At 66.1% G+C, this 16,032-nt stretch carries 10 protein-coding genes; 6 read left to right on the top strand and 4 right to left on the bottom strand.

Features of this window, described 5'->3' with window-relative positions; translation table 11 throughout:
* Positions 1–102 precede the first annotated feature (102 nt).
* On the top strand, positions 103–2,538 hold the full coding sequence (gene ligA / locus LB518_RS15345; protein ID WP_224578393.1) for an NAD-dependent DNA ligase LigA: 2,436 nt from the start codon (positions 103–105) through the stop codon (positions 2,536–2,538).
* Positions 2,539–2,605: 67 nt separating this feature from the next.
* Here ligA and LB518_RS15340 read toward each other — a convergent pair whose 3' ends face one another.
* Together LB518_RS15340 and LB518_RS15335 are read right to left on the bottom strand one after the other, a co-directional pair.
* Positions 2,606–3,169, bottom strand: coding sequence for a PRC-barrel domain-containing protein (locus tag LB518_RS15340; RefSeq protein ID WP_224578392.1), 564 nt, complete (start codon positions 3,167–3,169; stop codon positions 2,606–2,608).
* Between the two features lie 124 nt (positions 3,170–3,293).
* Positions 3,294–5,129, bottom strand: a complete 1,836-nt coding sequence (locus LB518_RS15335; protein WP_224578391.1) for an aminopeptidase P family protein — start codon at positions 5,127–5,129, stop codon at positions 3,294–3,296.
* Positions 5,130–5,359: 230 nt separating this feature from the next.
* On the opposite strand from LB518_RS15335, the gene LB518_RS15330 reads away from it, so the two are divergent.
* On the top strand, positions 5,360–5,575 hold the full coding sequence (locus LB518_RS15330; RefSeq protein ID WP_224578390.1) for a hypothetical protein: 216 nt from the start codon (positions 5,360–5,362) through the stop codon (positions 5,573–5,575).
* A gap of 118 nt (positions 5,576–5,693) precedes the next feature.
* On the opposite strand, the gene LB518_RS15325 is transcribed toward LB518_RS15330, so the two are convergent.
* Entirely contained in the window at positions 5,694–6,569 is an 876-nt protein-coding gene (locus tag LB518_RS15325; protein WP_224578389.1) for a 50S ribosomal protein L11 methyltransferase, read from the bottom strand.
* A 107-nt stretch (positions 6,570–6,676) separates the two neighbouring features.
* Between LB518_RS15325 and LB518_RS15320 the strand changes: the two genes are divergently transcribed.
* Complete coding sequence (locus LB518_RS15320; protein WP_224578388.1) at positions 6,677–7,075, top strand: GNAT family N-acetyltransferase; 399 nt, start codon at positions 6,677–6,679, stop codon at positions 7,073–7,075.
* Here the strand turns inward: LB518_RS15320 and LB518_RS15315 are convergent.
* Positions 7,062–9,410, bottom strand: coding sequence for an ATP-dependent helicase (locus tag LB518_RS15315; RefSeq protein WP_224578387.1), 2,349 nt, complete (start codon positions 9,408–9,410; stop codon positions 7,062–7,064). The genes LB518_RS15320 and LB518_RS15315 overlap by 14 nt on opposite strands.
* A gap of 183 nt (positions 9,411–9,593) precedes the next feature.
* Here LB518_RS15315 and LB518_RS15310 point away from each other — a divergent pair, with 183 nt between their 5' ends.
* The 3 genes from LB518_RS15310 (at position 9,594) to LB518_RS15300 (ending at position 16,026) form a co-directional block, all read left to right on the top strand.
* Positions 9,594–10,571 carry a zinc-binding dehydrogenase gene (locus tag LB518_RS15310; protein WP_224578386.1) on the top strand — a complete coding sequence of 326 codons (978 nt, stop codon included), beginning with the start codon at positions 9,594–9,596 and terminating at the stop codon, positions 10,569–10,571.
* A gap of 99 nt (positions 10,572–10,670) precedes the next feature.
* Positions 10,671–12,068, top strand: a complete 1,398-nt coding sequence (locus tag LB518_RS15305; RefSeq protein WP_224578385.1) for an FAD-binding oxidoreductase — start codon at positions 10,671–10,673, stop codon at positions 12,066–12,068.
* On the top strand, positions 12,025–16,026 hold the full coding sequence (locus LB518_RS15300; protein ID WP_353619959.1) for an AsmA family protein: 4,002 nt from the start codon (positions 12,025–12,027) through the stop codon (positions 16,024–16,026). The genes LB518_RS15305 and LB518_RS15300 overlap by 44 nt, the downstream gene beginning before the upstream one ends.
* Positions 16,027–16,032: the final 6 nt, after the last annotated feature.

The raw sequence follows: 16,032 nt of genomic DNA, 5'->3' as shown, positions 1-16,032 counted from the left end.
CTGTCGAGGCCCGCATTGGGAGGAGAGCGACTGGATATCGCTGCCAGACCTTGATGCAACGCCACTGGCGCGGCATAGCTCCTAGTTCAGGAGGAGCCGCCCATGTCGTCCGATCCGTCATCCGAAATCGCTGTCGAAAAGCTCAACGAGGCCGAGGCCGCCGATGAGCATGGACGCCTCACAGCCGCCATTCGCGAGGCGGATGTCCACTACCACCAGGAAGACGCACCGACCATAAGCGATGCGGATTATGACGCGCTTCGCAACCGGCTGAATGCCATCGAGGCACGCTTTCCGGACCTGACGTCCGAGGCGAGCGTCGCGGTCGGCGCGGCGCCATCGTCGAAATTCGCCAAGGTGCGCCATGTCGTGCCGATGCTCTCGCTCGACAACGCATTCAAGGATGCCGATGTCGCGGAATTCATCGACCGCGCCCGGCGGTTCCTGCGCCATGACGGGCCGCTCGCCTTCACCGCGGAGCCGAAGATCGACGGCCTGTCGCTGTCGCTTCGCTATGAGGCCGGCCAACTGGTGACCGCGGCGACGCGCGGCGATGGTTATGAGGGCGAGAACGTGACGGCCAATGCCCGCGTCATTGCCGACATCCCGGAGGCATTGCCGGCCGGCGTCCCTGATATCGTGGAGATCCGCGGCGAGTGCTACATGGCGCATGCTGATTTCGAGGCGATCAATGTGCGTGCGGCGGCAGCGGGGGCCCGCCTCTTCGCCAACCCGCGCAACGCCGCCGCCGGCTCGCTGCGCCAGCTCGATCCGAGCATTACAGCTGCTCGGCCGCTCAAGTTTTTCGCCTATGCCTGGGGCGAGATGAGCGACATGCCGTCGAAGACGCAGATGGGCATGGTCGAGGCGTTCAAGGACTGGGGCCTGCCGACCAATCCGCGCATGGTGCTCTGCAACGGTGCCGACGAAGCGCTCGCCTTCTATCATGGCATCGAGGAAGAGCGGGCGAGCCTCGGCTATGACATCGACGGCGTCGTCTACAAGGTCAATGACCTCGCTCTGCAGGCGCGGCTCGGCTTCGTCTCGCGCAGCCCGCGCTGGGCGATCGCGCACAAGTTCGCGGCCGAGCGCGCCTTCACGATCCTGAACGGCATCGATATCCAGGTCGGCCGCACCGGTGCTTTGACGCCGGTGGCGAAGCTCGAGCCGGTCACGGTCGGCGGCGTGGTCGTTTCCAATGCGACGCTGCATAACGAGGATTTCATCAAGGGCATCGGCTCGAATGGACTGCCGATCGCTGGACGGAGCGTCGACGGGGAGGGCCGGCCGCTCGATATCCGCATCGGCGACACAGTGGTCGTGCTGCGCGCCGGCGATGTCATACCGCGCGTCGACGACGTCGTGCTGGACAAACGTCCTGCAGGGGCCGTGCCGTTCGAATTTCCGACAGTCTGTCCGGTCTGCGGCAGCCACGCGGTGCGTGAGGAGGGCGAATCGGTCCGTCGCTGCACCGGCGGGTTGATCTGCGCCGCGCAGGCCGTCGAGCGCATCCGCCATTTCGTCTCACGTCTGGCCTTCGATATCGAAGGGCTCGGCGATGAACTGGTGCAGCTGTTCTTCGAGGAAGGCGTGATCCGAAATCCCGCCGATATCTTCAATTTGCACGAACTGCGCGACGCGGCGCGCGAGGCGCTATTGAAGCATCGCATCCGCCAGTCGGAAGCGAGGCGTCAGGGCGTTGAGGCTCCAACCAAGGCAATCGACGACGACAAGCGCTCCTTCGAGGGCCTCGAAAAGCTGATCCGTGCAATCGATGAACGGCGCTCGATCCCGCTCGACCGCTTCATCTATGCGCTCGGCATCCGCAACATCGGCGAATCGACCTCGAAGGCGCTCGCAAAGCGCTATGTCAGCATCGACCGGTTCAGGCAGGCGGTCACAGAGGCCGCGGCGGCGCGACCGGGCGCGACCTGGCTGGAACTGACGGAGATCGACGGCATAGGGCCGGGATCGCGTGACAAATTGCTGAAGATCGAGCTGCCGCCAACCATCGAAACGCTGCCGGAACTCGATGCGCGAACGGCTATCGGCCAGGCCAGACTGTCCTCAAAGGCGCTTCAGAGCCTGCTCGCCGCCTATGGCGACGCCCCGAGTGCTCTGGCAAAGATCGCCGAAGCCAAGAAAGGCGTTCCGGGAGAGGCTTTCGGGGAGCTTGCCGGTCTCTCGGATGTCGGTCAGGTCGCGGCGACCGATCTGATCGATTTCTTTGCCGAGCCGCACAATATCGACGTCGTCGATGCGCTCACGCGAGAGGTGCAGGTGGCCGATGTTGCGGCGCCTCGCGGCGGTGGCACGCTGGATGGGCAAATCGTGGTCTTCACCGGCACGCTCGAGAAGACGACCCGCAACGAAGCGAAGGCGATTGCCGAGCGTCTCGGCGCCAAGGTGTCGAGCTCGGTCTCCTCAAAGACCAGCTTCGTCGTTGCCGGCAGCGAGGCGGGCTCGAAGCTTGCCGATGCCACGCGGCTCGGGGTCAAGGTGCTCTCCGAGGATGAGTGGCTGGCTTTGATCGCGTAGTCCAATACGGAAAGAGCCCCGCCAGAGGCGGGGCTCGATCTGCGCAGAGAACTCTGTGCGCTGCCGATTACGGCGTGGTGGTCGACGGGGCGGCTGGCGCCATCGGCGTTGCCGGATCAGCCGGGGTCGGAGTAGCCGGCGTCATCGTGTCAGCCGGGGCGGTCGATCCCGTGGCCTCAGCCGGAGTTGCGTCGGGCAGCTTGAATTCCGGCGCAGCGTTCAGCTCGTCCTTGGTGGTGTTCAGCTGGTACTTCCAGCTGTTGCCATCCGCGACGCGCTGAAGCGCCTTCGGCGACACGGCGACATTCTTTTCACCGATGCCAAGGAAGCCGCCGACACCGATCACGATCGCCTTGACCTGACCGTCCTGAGTGGCGACCACGTCATTGACGTCGCCGAGATTCTCGTCGCCGACACCATAGATCGTCGAGCCAATCAGCCGCGAGGCAACCCAGTCGTCAGCAGCAGGGGCCGCGACGAAACGATCGAGCGGTGCTGCCGGGGTGACCGGCGCAACGGTATCGCCGGTTGCAGCCGGCGGAGTCGTGGGAGCCGGGGTCGCATCCTGCGCGAAGGCAGGTGCAGCCGCCAGAAGGCCGGCCAAAGCCGTGGCCGCAAAGAGCTTCGTCATGATTAACTCCGTGATTTTATGTGACTATCAGAGCGTTTGCTCGGTAGTCCAACGGAGTCGTCCGCATCGCGTTCCCTCGAATGACCGAAAAAATCGTGCCGCCTTGATGAACGGCGCGATCAGGTCATACGCTCAGGGGTTGTGTTGCCGCGAGAAGGAAGTCGAGCGCCTCGCCGGAGAGTCGCGGGGCGAGCGCCGCATGGACGCGGGCGTGATAGGCGTCGAGCCAGGTAATCTCGGACGCCGTCATCAGGCCGGGATCAATGAGATGGCGATCGATCGGCGCCAGCGTCAGCGTCTCGAAGGAGAGCATCGGCCGGTCACCGCCTGCGATCTCCGTCGCGGGTTCGACGACGATCAGATTCTCGATGCGGACGCCATAGGCGCCGGTCTTGTAGTAGCCGGGTTCGTTGGAGAGGATCATGCCTGGCTCCAGCGCGACATTGCCGGTTTTCGAGATGCGCGCCGGGCCTTCATGCACCTGCAGGAACACGCCGACGCCATGGCCGGTGCCGTGGTCATAGTCGAGGCCGGCCTGCCAGAGCGCGAGACGGGCCAGGGTATCGAGCTGAGCGCCCGTTGTTCCTTTCGGGAAGCGGGCCGTTGAGAGCGCGATATGGCCTTTCAATACGCGGGTAAAGCGGTCGCGCATTTCGTCGGTCGGCTGCCCAACCGCGATGGTGCGAGTGATGTCAGTGGTGCCGTCGCGGAACTGCGCGCCTGAATCGACCAGATAGAGCTGGCCCGGTTCGATGGCGCGGTCGGATGCCTCGGTCACGCGGTAATGAACGATGGCGCCGTTCGGGCCGGCGCCGGAGATCGTGTCGAACGAAATCTCCATCAGTGGCTCCCCGTCGGCGGCACCGACTTCCGCCCGGAAAGCCTCGAGGCGCTCTGCCGCCTTGATCTCGGTGAGGCCGCCCTTGGCCGCCTCGGCATCGATCCAGGCAAGGAACCGTGTGACTGCGACGCCGTCCCGGCGATGGGCGCGGCGCATGCCGTCCAACTCGGCCGCGTTCTTCCTGGCCTTGGGCAGGGAAACGGGATCGCTGCCTTCGACCAGCACGCCGCCGGCTTCGGTGAGGGCGCGGGCGAAGCCGTCAGGCGTCGACTGCGGATCGGCAAGCACGCGCGCGCCGCTCGCACCAAGCTTGGCAAGGTCGGCTGCCAGTGCCGCCTCTTCCTTGATGTCGGCAAGGTCGGCGAGCGCGTCGCGGACGGCGTTCGATAGTTTGCGGCCGTCGATATAGAGCGAAGGCGGCCCGTCCCGCCGCAGGATGGCATGGGACAGCGCCACCGGATTATGCGGGACATCGCCGCCGCGGATGTTGAAGGTCCAGGCGATCGAATCGGTCTGGGCGAGGATCGCGGCGTCGACGCTCTTGTCGGCAAGGAGCGTGCGGAGCCGTTCGATCTTTGCGGTCGCGCCTTCGCCAGCGAGGGCATCCGGTTGCATCGTGACGGCGGTGCTCGGGGCAGCAGGCCGATCATGCCAGATCCGGTCGATGGGATTTTCCTCGACGGCCACCAAGGCCGCGCCCGCCGCTGCGGCCGTGGCCTCGAAACGCCTGACTTCGGCGATCGTCATCAGGCGCGGGTCGTAGCCGAGCTTATCTTTCTCACTGAGGCGGCTCTTCAGCCATTCATGCGGCGGCGTCTCGATGAGATGCTCATAGGCAAAATCGCTTCCGTCGACCTGATCGCGAACCTGCAGCGTATAGCGGCCGTCGACAAAGATCGCCGCTTCGCCAGCGAGCACGATCGCAGCGCCGGCCGATCCGGTGAACCCGGTCAGCCAAGCCAGCCGCTCAGCCGAGGCGGGGATGTATTCGCCCTGATATTCGTCGGCGTGGGGAACGATGAAGCCGGTGAGGCCGAGCCGGCGGAGCTCGGCGCGCAGGGCGGTAATGCGCTCTCCGATCGGCCCGGACCGGGTCGGGGCCTCGAAAGTCTGGAACATCATAAGGGCTCGCTGGGGACACTATGGTGAACGAAGCGTAGCGGCGCCGTCTTCGGGCCGCAATCGCGTTCATGGTCGTGGTTGCATCGCGTCATCACTGTGTCGGAAGTTTGTGCGATGCAAAAACTGCATGTCTGTCATTCCGTTGCGGCGGTTCCTTCGCGCGGGCAGCTCCACTATGTTCCCTCTGCAACGAGGTGCTTCAGCGCTTCACACAAGGATTGGACACGATGACTGCAGCTTATGGAGAGATCGGCATTGCCCCGGCAGCCAGCCGCGGGCATGGCGTCGTCCGGCGCGCGGTCGCCCGGATGAACCATGTACGCGAGCGTCAGATGCCGCGTTATGTCAACGGCTATCAGCTTTCGCTCGACGATGCGTCGCTCGCGACGTTCGGTTTCGATCGCGAAAGCTTCGAGCGTTCGGCGTTCAGCGCCCCGCTCTAAGGACGACCGCTCGGCCAACGGCCCGGCAGATTGAAGGCCCCGTCATCGGCGGGGCCTTTTGTTTGTCCGCAATTGGCCGGTGGCAGCGCATCGGCGCCACCGGCCCAGATACGCCGCGTTATCCGGCGCGTTCGAGCGTCAGCGTCAGCCAGCCTTCCATTTCGCCCGAGCGGATGAGCGTCAGTCCCTCGGCCTCATAGGCAGCAATGACGCTTGGACCCTGCGCCGTCAGCAGGCCTGACAGCACGACGGTGCCATGCGCCGGATCGAGATGCCGGGCGATGTCGCCAGCGAGCGCGATCAGAGGGCCGGCGAGAATATTGGCGATGATGAGATCGAACGGCGCATGAGCGGCGAAGACCTTGTTGCCGAAGCCTTCTGCCGTTTCGGCCTCGATCAGGCTACCGACCCCGTTCAGCTCGGCGTTTTCCCGGGTCACGCGCGTCGCGACCGCGTCGATATCGGTGGCGAGCACGTGCTTGCCGAAAGCCTTGGCGATGGCGATGGCGAGCACGCCGGTTCCGGTGCCGAGATCGAGAATCGACGCGAAGTCGCGCGCCGTGCAGATGCGGTCGATCTCGGCGAGGCAACCGGCTGTGGTGCCGTGATGGCCAGTGCCGAACGCTTCGCCGGCCTCGATCTCGATGGCGATGTCGCCGGGCCGGATCTTCTCGCGGTCATGGCTGCCGTGAACGAGGAAGCGGCCGGCGCGGACGGGCTTCAGGCCTTCGAGCGACTTGGCGACCCAGTCTTCGTCCGGCAGCGGCGCGACCGCGTAGGGCGGCACCGCGCCGTTCATCGCCTGGCTGATCAGGCCGGCAAGGATCGCCTCATCAGGCGCGTCCTCGAAATAGATGTCGACGACCCAGCTCTTGTCGGTCTGTTCCGTCGTGGCGGCGGTCGGGAAATCGAGCTCCTCGCTGGCGCCGAGCGCCTCGACAAGCGCCTGCGCCATCTCTTCGGTCGCGACGGGGAGGGAGGCGATCAGGGTCATGCGAACAGGTCTCTCGTGCGGCGCCTTGACTTTGCGCAAGGCGGGACTTCGGATTGGTTAGGCTTCATAGCCTCCGCCGCCGCCGAAGTGAAATCGGAAGCAGACCCATGACCGAAATCGACCTCCGCATCGACCCCTTTCCTGGCAATGCCGAACTCGCCGCGCTCTGGAAAGCGGCCTGGGGCGACGAAGGCCCGGCCGATTTCCAGCCGATCCTCGCGCATAGCCTCGTTCACCTCGGCGCCTATGATGGCGATGGGCTCGTCGGCTTCCTGCATGTCGCCTTCGATGGCGGCGTCCATGCCTTTCTGCTCGATCCCACCGTGCATCCAAGCTGCCGCCACCAGGGCCTCGGCACACGGCTCGTCAAGGAAGCTGCCCGCCTCGCCAGGGAATGCGGCGCCGAATGGCTGCATGTCGACTATGAGCCGCATCTCGCGACGTTCTACGCCGGCTGCGGCTTCCGCCCGACAGAGGCGGGGGTGATGAGGCTCATCCCCGCGTGACGAAGCTGTCGACGACCTTTTTCGGTCCAGTCGTGAACTCTACCGTCAGCTTGTTGCCTTCGATCTCCAGGATCGTGCCGTAGCCGAACTTCTGGTGGAACACGCGTTCGCCGCGTGTATAGGCGGAGGAGGGGCCGGTCGACTTGGCGATCAGTTCGCCTTCGATCAGGCGCGAGGCGCCGCGTGATGTCGATTGCGTGCCGGCGGCGCGGTTTTTCTGGGCGCGCTGCCAGCCCGGCGTCGAATAGGTGTTGGCGAAGGGGTCGGCGCGGTCGAAGCGGCTGGCGCCGTAATTGCCGACGCCGCCGACATTGTACCCGCCATAGCTCGACGTCTGCTCGACGACGTCGACATGCTTGTCGGGCAGTTCATCGAGGAAGCGCGAGGGCACGGACGATTGCCAGAGGCCGTGGATGCGGCGGTTGGAGGCGAACCAGATCAGCGCGCGCTGCTTGGCGCGGGTGATGCCGACATAAGCAAGGCGGCGCTCTTCCTCGAGACCGGCGCGGCCGCTTTCGTCCAGCGTGCGTTGGCTCGGAAAGAGTCCCTCTTCCCAACCTGGCAGGAAGACCGTTTCGAATTCGAGGCCCTTGGCCGAGTGCAGCGTCATGATCGAGACGGCGTCGTTGCTGTCGGCGCTGTCGCGATCCATCACGAGGGCGATATGCTCCAGGAAGCCTTCGAGCGACTCGAACTCCTCCATCGAGCGGATCAGTTCCTTGAGATTGTCGAGCCGCCCCGGCGCGTCGGCCGAACGATCCTGCTGCCACATCTCGGTGTAGCCGCTCTCGTCGAGGATGATCTCGGCGAGTTCGGTATGCTTGACCATGCCGAGCTTGCCGCGCCAGCGGGCGAAGGATGCAACGAGATCGCGTAGGGAAGTGCGGGCCTTGGCGCCGATCTCGCTGGTTTGCGTCAGTTCCTCGGCCGCCTGCAGGATCGGGATCTGGCGAGCGCGAGCATGGTCGTGCAGCAGGCGGACTGTCGTTTCGCCGATGCCGCGGCGCGGCGTGTTGACGATGCGCTCGAAGGCGAGATCGTCGCCGGGCTGCATGACGATCCTGAGATAAGCGAGCGCGTCGCGGATTTCTTGCCGCTCATAGAAGCGTGGACCGCCGATGACGCGGTAGGAGAGCCCGAGCTGGATGAAGCGCTCTTCGAACGAGCGCATCTGGAAGGAGGCGCGCACGAGGATCGCCATCTCGTTGAGCGCATGGCCCTGGCGCTGCAGCGTTTCGATCTCTTCACCGACGGCGCGCGCTTCCTCTTCCGAATCCCATGACGAAGCGACCTGAACCTTCGCGGCATCAGGGTCCGTGGCGTCGGTGAAGAGCGTCTTTCCGAGCCGCCCCTCATTATGGGTGATGAGATGGGATGCGGCGCCGAGGATATGGCTGGTCGAGCGGTAATTGCGCTCGAGGCGGATCACCACCGCGCCAGGAAAGTCGTTTTCGAAGCGCAGGATGTTGTCGACCTCGGCGCCGCGCCAGCCATAGATCGACTGATCGTCATCGCCGACGCAGCAGATGTTGCGCCGGCCCTGCGCCAAGAGCCGCAGCCAGAGATACTGCGCGACATTCGTGTCCTGATACTCGTCGACCAGCATGTACTGGAAGCGCTGGTGATATTCGGCGAGCACATCGGGATGTTCGCGGAAGAGGCGGAGGTTCTCCAGCAGAAGATCGCCGAAATCGCAGGCGTTCAGCACCTTCATCCGGTCCTGATAAGCCGCGTAGAGTTTCAGCGCCTTGCCATTGGCGAAGCCGCCGCCGTCACCGGGCGGAACGTCTTTCGGCGACAGGCCACGGTTTTTCCAGCTGTCGATGAGGCCGGCGAGTTGCTTGGCCGGCCAGCGCTTCTCGTCGATGCCCTCGGCCTGGATGACTTGCTTCATCAGGCGAACCTGATCGTCGGCATCGAGAATGGTGAAGTTGGGTTTCAGCCCGACCATCTCGGCATGACGGCGCAGGATGCGCACGCCGATCGAATGGAACGTGCCGAGCCAGGCCATGCCTTCGACCGCAGGGCCGATCAGGTCGCCGATGCGGTGGCGCATTTCGCGCGCCGCCTTGTTGGTGAAGGTGACGGCGAGGATCTGGCTCGGCCTGGCCTTGCCCGTCGCCAGCAGATGGCCGATCCGCGTCGTCAGGACGCGCGTCTTGCCCGTACCGGCGCCGGCGAGCACCAGCACAGGGCCCTCCGTTGTCTCGACGGCGAGGCGTTGCTCGGGGTTGAGGCGGACCAGATAATCCGGCTGCGAACGGGCGCCGAGGGCGCGCGCGGCGATACCGCCCGGCCGTGGCCCGGGAGCCTCATGGTCGAACGGGTCGGTCATGCGAAGGCCCGCATGCGATTCGGAAACGTGAACATAGCGCGAATATGGAGCGTTGCCGCCGCTCTTTCCAGCAACTGCACCGCATGCATGCCATGGTGATGGCGTTCAGTGTGCGAGGTCGCGTAGAGGAAGGCGTCCGATGGCCTTTGGCCGGAGCGCCGCAAACCTGTGGAGAACATGACCATGCGTGCAGCGATCCATGAAACATTTGGCGATCCGGCGGAGGTCCTGAAGGCCGGCGCGTTGCCCATGCCCGAGCCCGGCGCTGGCGAGATTCGTGTCCGCCTCGTCCTGTCGCCGATCCACAATCACGATCTGTGGACCATTCGCGGCGACTATGGCCACAAGCCCGCCCTGCCGGCGGTCGGCGGCACCGAGGCGCTTGGCATCGTCGATGCGCTGGGCGAAGGCGTGTCATCGCCTCCCATCGGGACGCGGGTCGTCATCGCGGGCGTCAATGGCGTCTGGGCCGAGTATTTCCTCGCCCCGGCGGCGCGTGCCATCCCGCTGCCTGATTCCATCGACGATGCGACGGCCTGCCAGCTGATCGCCATGCCGCTCAGCGCGTTGATGCTGCTGGAAGATTTGAAGCTCGAATCCGGCCAGTGGATCGTCCAGAACGCGGCGAATGGCGCGGTCGGCCGTCTTGTTGCGACCTTTGCCAAGGCGCGCGGTCTCAATGTGGTCGGTCTCGTCCGCCGCGCGGCCGGCGTGGCCGAGCTTGCCGATCTCGGCATCGACAGGATCGTCTCCACCGCCGAGCCGGGCTGGGAACGGCGTGTTGCCGCGGTCACGGGCGGCGAGCCGATCCTGCGGGGTATCGAATCGGTTGGCGGCGAAGCGGCGCGGCAGATGCTGTCGTTGCTGGCGAAGGGTGGCCGTCTCGTTTCGTTTGGCTCGATGAGCGGCGCGCCGCTTCTCGTCCCGTCAGGCGATCTCATCTTCCGCCAGATCAGCGTGGAAGGCTTCTGGGGCGCTGTTCGCTCGGCCGCGACACCACGCGAGGAAATGGCGCGAATGATCGGAGAATTGATCCGCATGGCGGCCGACGGCACGCTGCGGCTGGAACTCGACGAAATCTTCGCGCTGGAGGAAGCGGGCGAAGCGGCCGCCGCCAGCGATCGGCCGGGCCGTAGCGGCAAGATCGCGCTTCGGCCCTGAACTTCGCTGACCGCCGAGGAAGTCTTTGGCGTCGCTGGATGATTTTGCTAGGTTGCCGCAAATTGGCATGGCGGCGACAGGTTGAGGGAGCGGGTTGGCATGAGCGTTTCGGCGTTGCGCGGCGAGGGCGGTCTCGCTAATGCGCTCGATCGCCTGGAGCGGCGCTTTGGCGCTCGCTTCAGCAGGGGCGCCGAACTGCGCCGGCAACATGCCAACACCGTCAACTGGCTGCCCAACGAGCCCGCCGATGCCGTCGTCTTAGTCGAGACGACCGAGGAAGTCGCCGAACTCGTAAGGATCTGCGCCGAACATCGTGTCCCTGTCATTCCGTTCGGCACCGGCACGGGGCTCGAGGGCCATGTCAACGCGCCGTTCGGCGGTGTTTCCGTCGATCTGTCGCGGATGAACCGCGTTGTCGCCGTCCGCCCCGAAGACCTCGACTGCACCGTCGAGGCGGGCGTGACGCGGCGCCAGCTCAATGACTATCTGCGGGACCAGGGCCTGTTCTTTCCGATTGATCCGGGCGCCGATGCGAGCCTCGGCGGCATGGCGGCGACGCGCGCTTCCGGTACCAATGCGGTGCGCTATGGCACGATGCGCGACAGCGTCGTCAACCTGACGGCCGTGATGGCGGACGGCACGATCATCCACACGGCCCGCCGGGCCCGGAAGTCCTCGGCCGGCTATGACCTCACCCGGCTTCTCGTCGGCTCGGAAGGGACGCTCGGCATCATCACCGAGGTGACGCTGCGCCTTGCCGGCATTCCCGAGGCGATCGCGGCCGGCGTCTGCGCCTTCCCGACCGTTGATGATGCCTGCAACGCGACGATCCTGACCATCCAGAGCGGCATTCCAATCGCGCGCATCGAGCTTCTCGACGCGCTGATGGTTCGTGCCACCAATGAATTCGCGGGCCTCGGCCTGCCCGAAAGCCCGCATCTCTTCGTCGAGTTTCACGGCTCGGCCGCGTCGGTCGAGGAGCAGTCGCGGCAGTTCGAGGAGATCGCGACCTCGTTCGGCGGCGGCAGCTTCCAGTCCGCGACCCGGCCCGAGGATCGAACCAAGTTGTGGCAGGCGCGGCACGATGCCTATTTCGCGGCGAGGGGGCTGAGACCCGGCTCCTCGGTCATTGCCACCGACGCCTGCGTGCCGATCTCGCGCCTTGCGGACTGCGTCGCGGAGACCCAGGCGGATATCGCGGAAACCGGCCTGATCGCGCCGATCGTCGGCCATGTCGGCGACGGCAATTTCCATGTCCAGATGATGGTTGATACCGCCGATCCGCACGAGATCGAACTCGCGGAGCATTTCCTCGCCCGTCTTGCCAAGCGGGCGATCGCCATGGACGGCACCTGCACGGGCGAGCACGGCGTCGGTCAGGGCAAGCGCAAATATCTGGCGCTCGAACACGGGCCGGCGCTCGGCGTGATGCACAGCATCAAGACGGCGCTCGATCCATTCGGCATTCTCAACCCCGGCAAGGTGCTGCCCGAATAGATCGGGCGCCGGTCGACGCAAGGAGGCGGACCTGAGCAGGCTCTACCTGTTCTTCGGTGGCTTGATCATCGCCGTGTTGTTCGCGGCTCTGGTCGTGCCGCTGTTCGTCGACTGGAACAGCTATCGATCGAGTTTCGAGCGGCAAGCCGAGACGATCTTCGGCCAGCCGGTTCATGTCGGCGGGACGGTCAGCGCGACGCTGCTGCCGATGCCTTCGCTTGTCTTCACCGACGTCCGCGTCGGCGGCAGCGCCGAGCAGCCGATGCTGCGCGTTGCCCGCTTTGCCATGCGCATCGAGCTCATCCCGCTGATCACCGGCGATGTGAAGGTCGCGGAGATGCAGATCGATCGGCCCGAACTCGCGGTGACGGTCGACGATGACGGCAAGGTCGACTGGCTGCAGCGCAGCGCCGCGTCTGCCTCGCTCAATCCAGATGCGGTGACGCTGCAGCATGTCACGCTCAAGGACGGCGCGATCAGCTATCTCGACAGCCGTTCCGGCCGCGTCGTCGCGCTCGATCATATCGATGCCACTGTCGACGCCCGCTCGCTGCTCGGTCCCTGGAAGATCGATGGGCGCTTCGAGAATGAGGGCAGGGCGGCGGCAGTGCATATTGCGAGTGGCCGGCGCGAGGCGGATGGCTCGATCAGGGTGAAGCTCGACGTCGTCCCGTCCGATCTTCCGGTCACCGCGTCGGCAGAAGGCCTCCTGGGCGAGGACGCCAAGGGCCTCAACTGGACCGGGACGTTCAATCTCGCCGAAGTGGTCACGGCGGTGGAGGGCGAGACGAAACCGCAGCCCGGCTGGCGCGCTGCCGGGGGGTTCGAGCTTCGTCCCGATTTATTGCGCTTGCCCGAGCTCACGCTCGCCGACGGGCCTGATGATCGCCCGTTCAGCCTGACCGGCGCGGCGACCATCGCGCTCGGCGAGGAAATGCGGTTCGACGCTGTCCTGAAGTCGCGCCAGGTCGATCTCGATCGCTCGATCGGCAGGGGCCCGAATGAGCCTGTCGATGTGAACGCCGCCGGCGGCGCCCTGGTGGCGGCCATCGCCAGCCTGCCACGGCCGCCGATTCCCGGGCGCATCGGCTTCGACGTTCCCGGCATCGTCGTCGGCGGCTCCGTGGTTCAGAACCTGCAATTCGACGCAGCGACCGACGGCAAGGGCTGGCGGATCGAGGAACTGGCGGCCGACCTTCCCGGGCGGACCCGGCTTTCCGCCGACGGGACAGTCGAGACAGCGCCGAAAGTCCGCTTTATCGGCGGTGTTCGCGTTGCGTCGGAGCAGCCGTCGATCTTTGCCGCCTGGTGGCGCGACGGGCCGGCGGGGACGCGGCTGCCATTGCAGCCCTTCGACATGTCGGGCCAGATCGACATCGCTCCGGAACAGATCCGCATCAGCGGCATGTCGGCGCGCATGCAGGGCTCCAATATCCGCGGCGCGCTCGATTGGCAGCGCGATGCCGCCGGACAGCGGGCGCTGGCGGTCGATCTCAAGGCCGATCGGTTCGACTACGATCAGGCCGCCTCGCTGACCGAGCTTTTCGCGGGGCGCAGCGTCACGTCGCAAGGCGGACTTGCTGACAACTTCAGGGTCAAGCTCGCCGCCGGGACCTTCATCGCCGGCGATACCACCCTCTCGGATGTCTCAGCCGATGGCGGCTATGCGGACGGCGTCCTGACCGCAACGCGATTCTCGGTCGGCGATCTCGCCGGCGCTGCCTTGCAGGCGAGCGGCCGGCTTGCTGACCTCGACACCACGCCGAGCGGACAGGTTTCGGCTTCGATCGATGCCAGCGACCTGCGCGGCGTCGCCGACGTTGTCGAGCGGCTGCTGCCCGGCTCGGGTTTCGCCGCGTGGCTGACCGCCGCAGCGCCGGCGTTGCAAGATGCGAAGCTCGCGGCGGTGGTAAATGCCGAGGCCGTCGATGGCGCGACCAACGCCAATCTCACGCTGAACGGCAGCGCCGGCGGCAGCGCTGTCGATGTGGCCCTCGGCCTGTCCGGTGCGCCGGCTGATTGGCATGACGGATCGTTCAAGCTGTCGGCGGCGATCGAGAACCCTGACGCCGGCACCGCGCTGAGGCAGCTCGGATTTGCCGCTGAGCCGGTCGAGGCCCCGGGCATGCTCCGCCTCACCATCGAGGGCGGCGGCGCACTTTCGGACGGCGTGCCGCTTCACGTGAAGGGCGAACTGGCCGGTCTCGGCTATGATGTCGCCGGCCGCCTGACCGTCGACGACAGCCGGGTGCCGCACTTTGCCGGCAATGCGACGCTCTCCGGTGCTGATGCCGGGGCGCTTGCCCGATTGCTCACGGGTCCCGTGCCGGGTCTCGCATCGCCCGCGCCGATCGATATTGCCGCAACGCTCGACCTTGCCCCAAACCGGCTGGCGCTCGCTTTCGACAAAGGGACGCTTGGAACGGCGGCTGGCAGCGGATCGCTGACCTTCGCCAAGGCCGGAGCGCGTTGGGGTCTTGACGGCGATCTTTCGCTCGATCAGCTGGACCTCGGCTTGATGGCGGGGCTCGGCTTCGGCATCGCGCCTGCGGGGGCGGAAGAAGGCTGGTCCGACGCGCCGTTCGGCAGCCCGGTGCTACCGGGCTTCGACGGAGCGGTCGACATCAAGGCGGCACGGCTCGACCTTGGCGATGGGCTGGCCATCGGCAATGCCGTCGTGAGCGCGCGGCTCGCCGGCGAGCGGATCGATTACGCGCTTTCCGCCGGAGACTTCGCAGGCGGAACGGCGACTGGAGCCCTGTCGATCGACAATCAGGAAGGTACCGCAAGCGTCTCCGGCCAGTTCGAGATCAAGGGTGCAGCGCTCGGTTCGCTGTCTTGGCAAGTCGATGGCAAGCCCGTGCTCACCGCGCCGCTTGATCTTTCCGGCCAGTTCGAGGGCAGCGGGCGTTCGCTCGCCGGCGTCGTCGCCACGCTTTCGGGTGGTGGCTCGCTGCATGCCGGGGCCGGCAGCGCGGCGGGGCTAGATCCGCGCGCTTTCGGCGCCACCATCGCTGCGGCGGAGAATGGCCGCGATCTCGACGAAGCGGGTCTTCGCAAAGTGTTTGCCGGCTTCCTCGGTGCCGGACCGCTGACCTTCAGCAGTGCCGACGGGGCGTTCTCGATCGTCGCCGGTACGGTTCGCGCGCAGAATCTCGACATCGCTTCGGACGAGGCCCGCATCGCTGGCGGCGCGACCATCGATCTCAATCAGGCGACGCTGGCGAGCCAGTTCACGTTGACGGCGGTCGCGGGTGCCGAAACCACGACGGGTGCCTTTCCCCAGGCCGGCATCGGCTTTTCAGGCCCCCTCTCGGCGCCGGAGCGCAGCCTCGATGTGACGCCTCTGCTCAGCTTCCTGCAATTGCGCGCCTTCGAGCGCGAGGTGCAGCGCATCGAGAAACTGCAGGCCGAAATCCTGGAAAAGGAAAAGCTCGGACGGCTGGTCCGCATCGGCCGCGATGAGGACCGTCGCAAGGCGGAGGCCGCCGAGCGTGCGGCGGAGGAGGTAGCCGCCAAGGCCGAGGCGGAGCGGCAGGCGGCTGAACAGGCCGCCGCAGCGGCCGAAGCGGACCGTCTGGCCAAGGCGGAAGCGGAGCGCCAAGCGGCAGCCGAAGCGCAGCGCCAGGCCGATGCCAAGGCCGCAGCCGAAGCCGAGACCGCCGCCGCGGCGCAGCAGCGGGCCGCCGAGGCTGCGGCGGAGGCCGAGGCTGCTGCGAAGGTCGCTGCAGATGCCAAGGCACGAGCCGATGAAGCGCAGAAGCGAAAAGCCGCCGCCGACGCGGCGGTCGACACGACTTCGCAGGCTGCCAAGGACGCCGGGGCCGATGCCGATGCAGCGAAGAAGCGGGCGGAGGCTGAGAAGAAGGCTGACGCCGACGCCATCGAGCGGGCGCGAAAGCTCTTGCAGACCGTTCCGGAGCATCTTCAACTGCCGAAGGATTCCGGCACGAATTGACGGCAA

This window comes from Mesorhizobium sp. BR1-1-16 (assembly GCF_020165495.1).
Lineage (GTDB): Bacteria > Pseudomonadota > Alphaproteobacteria > Rhizobiales > Kaistiaceae > Kaistia.
The sequence above is the reverse complement of the archived record's forward strand: the minus strand, read 5'-3'. Positions and strand labels throughout refer to the sequence as shown.

What these genes read in the sequence shown, in the direction of transcription:
- LB518_RS15315 (WP_224578387.1), bottom strand. Translation starts at nt 9,410, where the DNA reads ATGACCGACCCGTTCGACCATGAGGCTCCCGGGCCACGGCCGGGCGGT.
- ligA (WP_224578393.1), top strand. Translation starts at nt 103, where the DNA reads ATGTCGTCCGATCCGTCATCCGAAATCGCTGTCGAAAAGCTCAACGAG.
- LB518_RS15305 (WP_224578385.1), top strand. Translation starts at nt 10,671, where the DNA reads ATGAGCGTTTCGGCGTTGCGCGGCGAGGGCGGTCTCGCTAATGCGCTC.
- LB518_RS15310 (WP_224578386.1), top strand. Translation starts at nt 9,594, where the DNA reads ATGCGTGCAGCGATCCATGAAACATTTGGCGATCCGGCGGAGGTCCTG.
- LB518_RS15340 (WP_224578392.1), bottom strand. Translation starts at nt 3,169, where the DNA reads ATGACGAAGCTCTTTGCGGCCACGGCTTTGGCCGGCCTTCTGGCGGCT.
- LB518_RS15325 (WP_224578389.1), bottom strand. Translation starts at nt 6,569, where the DNA reads ATGACCCTGATCGCCTCCCTCCCCGTCGCGACCGAAGAGATGGCGCAG.
- LB518_RS15320 (WP_224578388.1), top strand. Translation starts at nt 6,677, where the DNA reads ATGACCGAAATCGACCTCCGCATCGACCCCTTTCCTGGCAATGCCGAA.
- LB518_RS15335 (WP_224578391.1), bottom strand. Translation starts at nt 5,129, where the DNA reads ATGTTCCAGACTTTCGAGGCCCCGACCCGGTCCGGGCCGATCGGAGAG.
- LB518_RS15330 (WP_224578390.1), top strand. Translation starts at nt 5,360, where the DNA reads ATGACTGCAGCTTATGGAGAGATCGGCATTGCCCCGGCAGCCAGCCGC.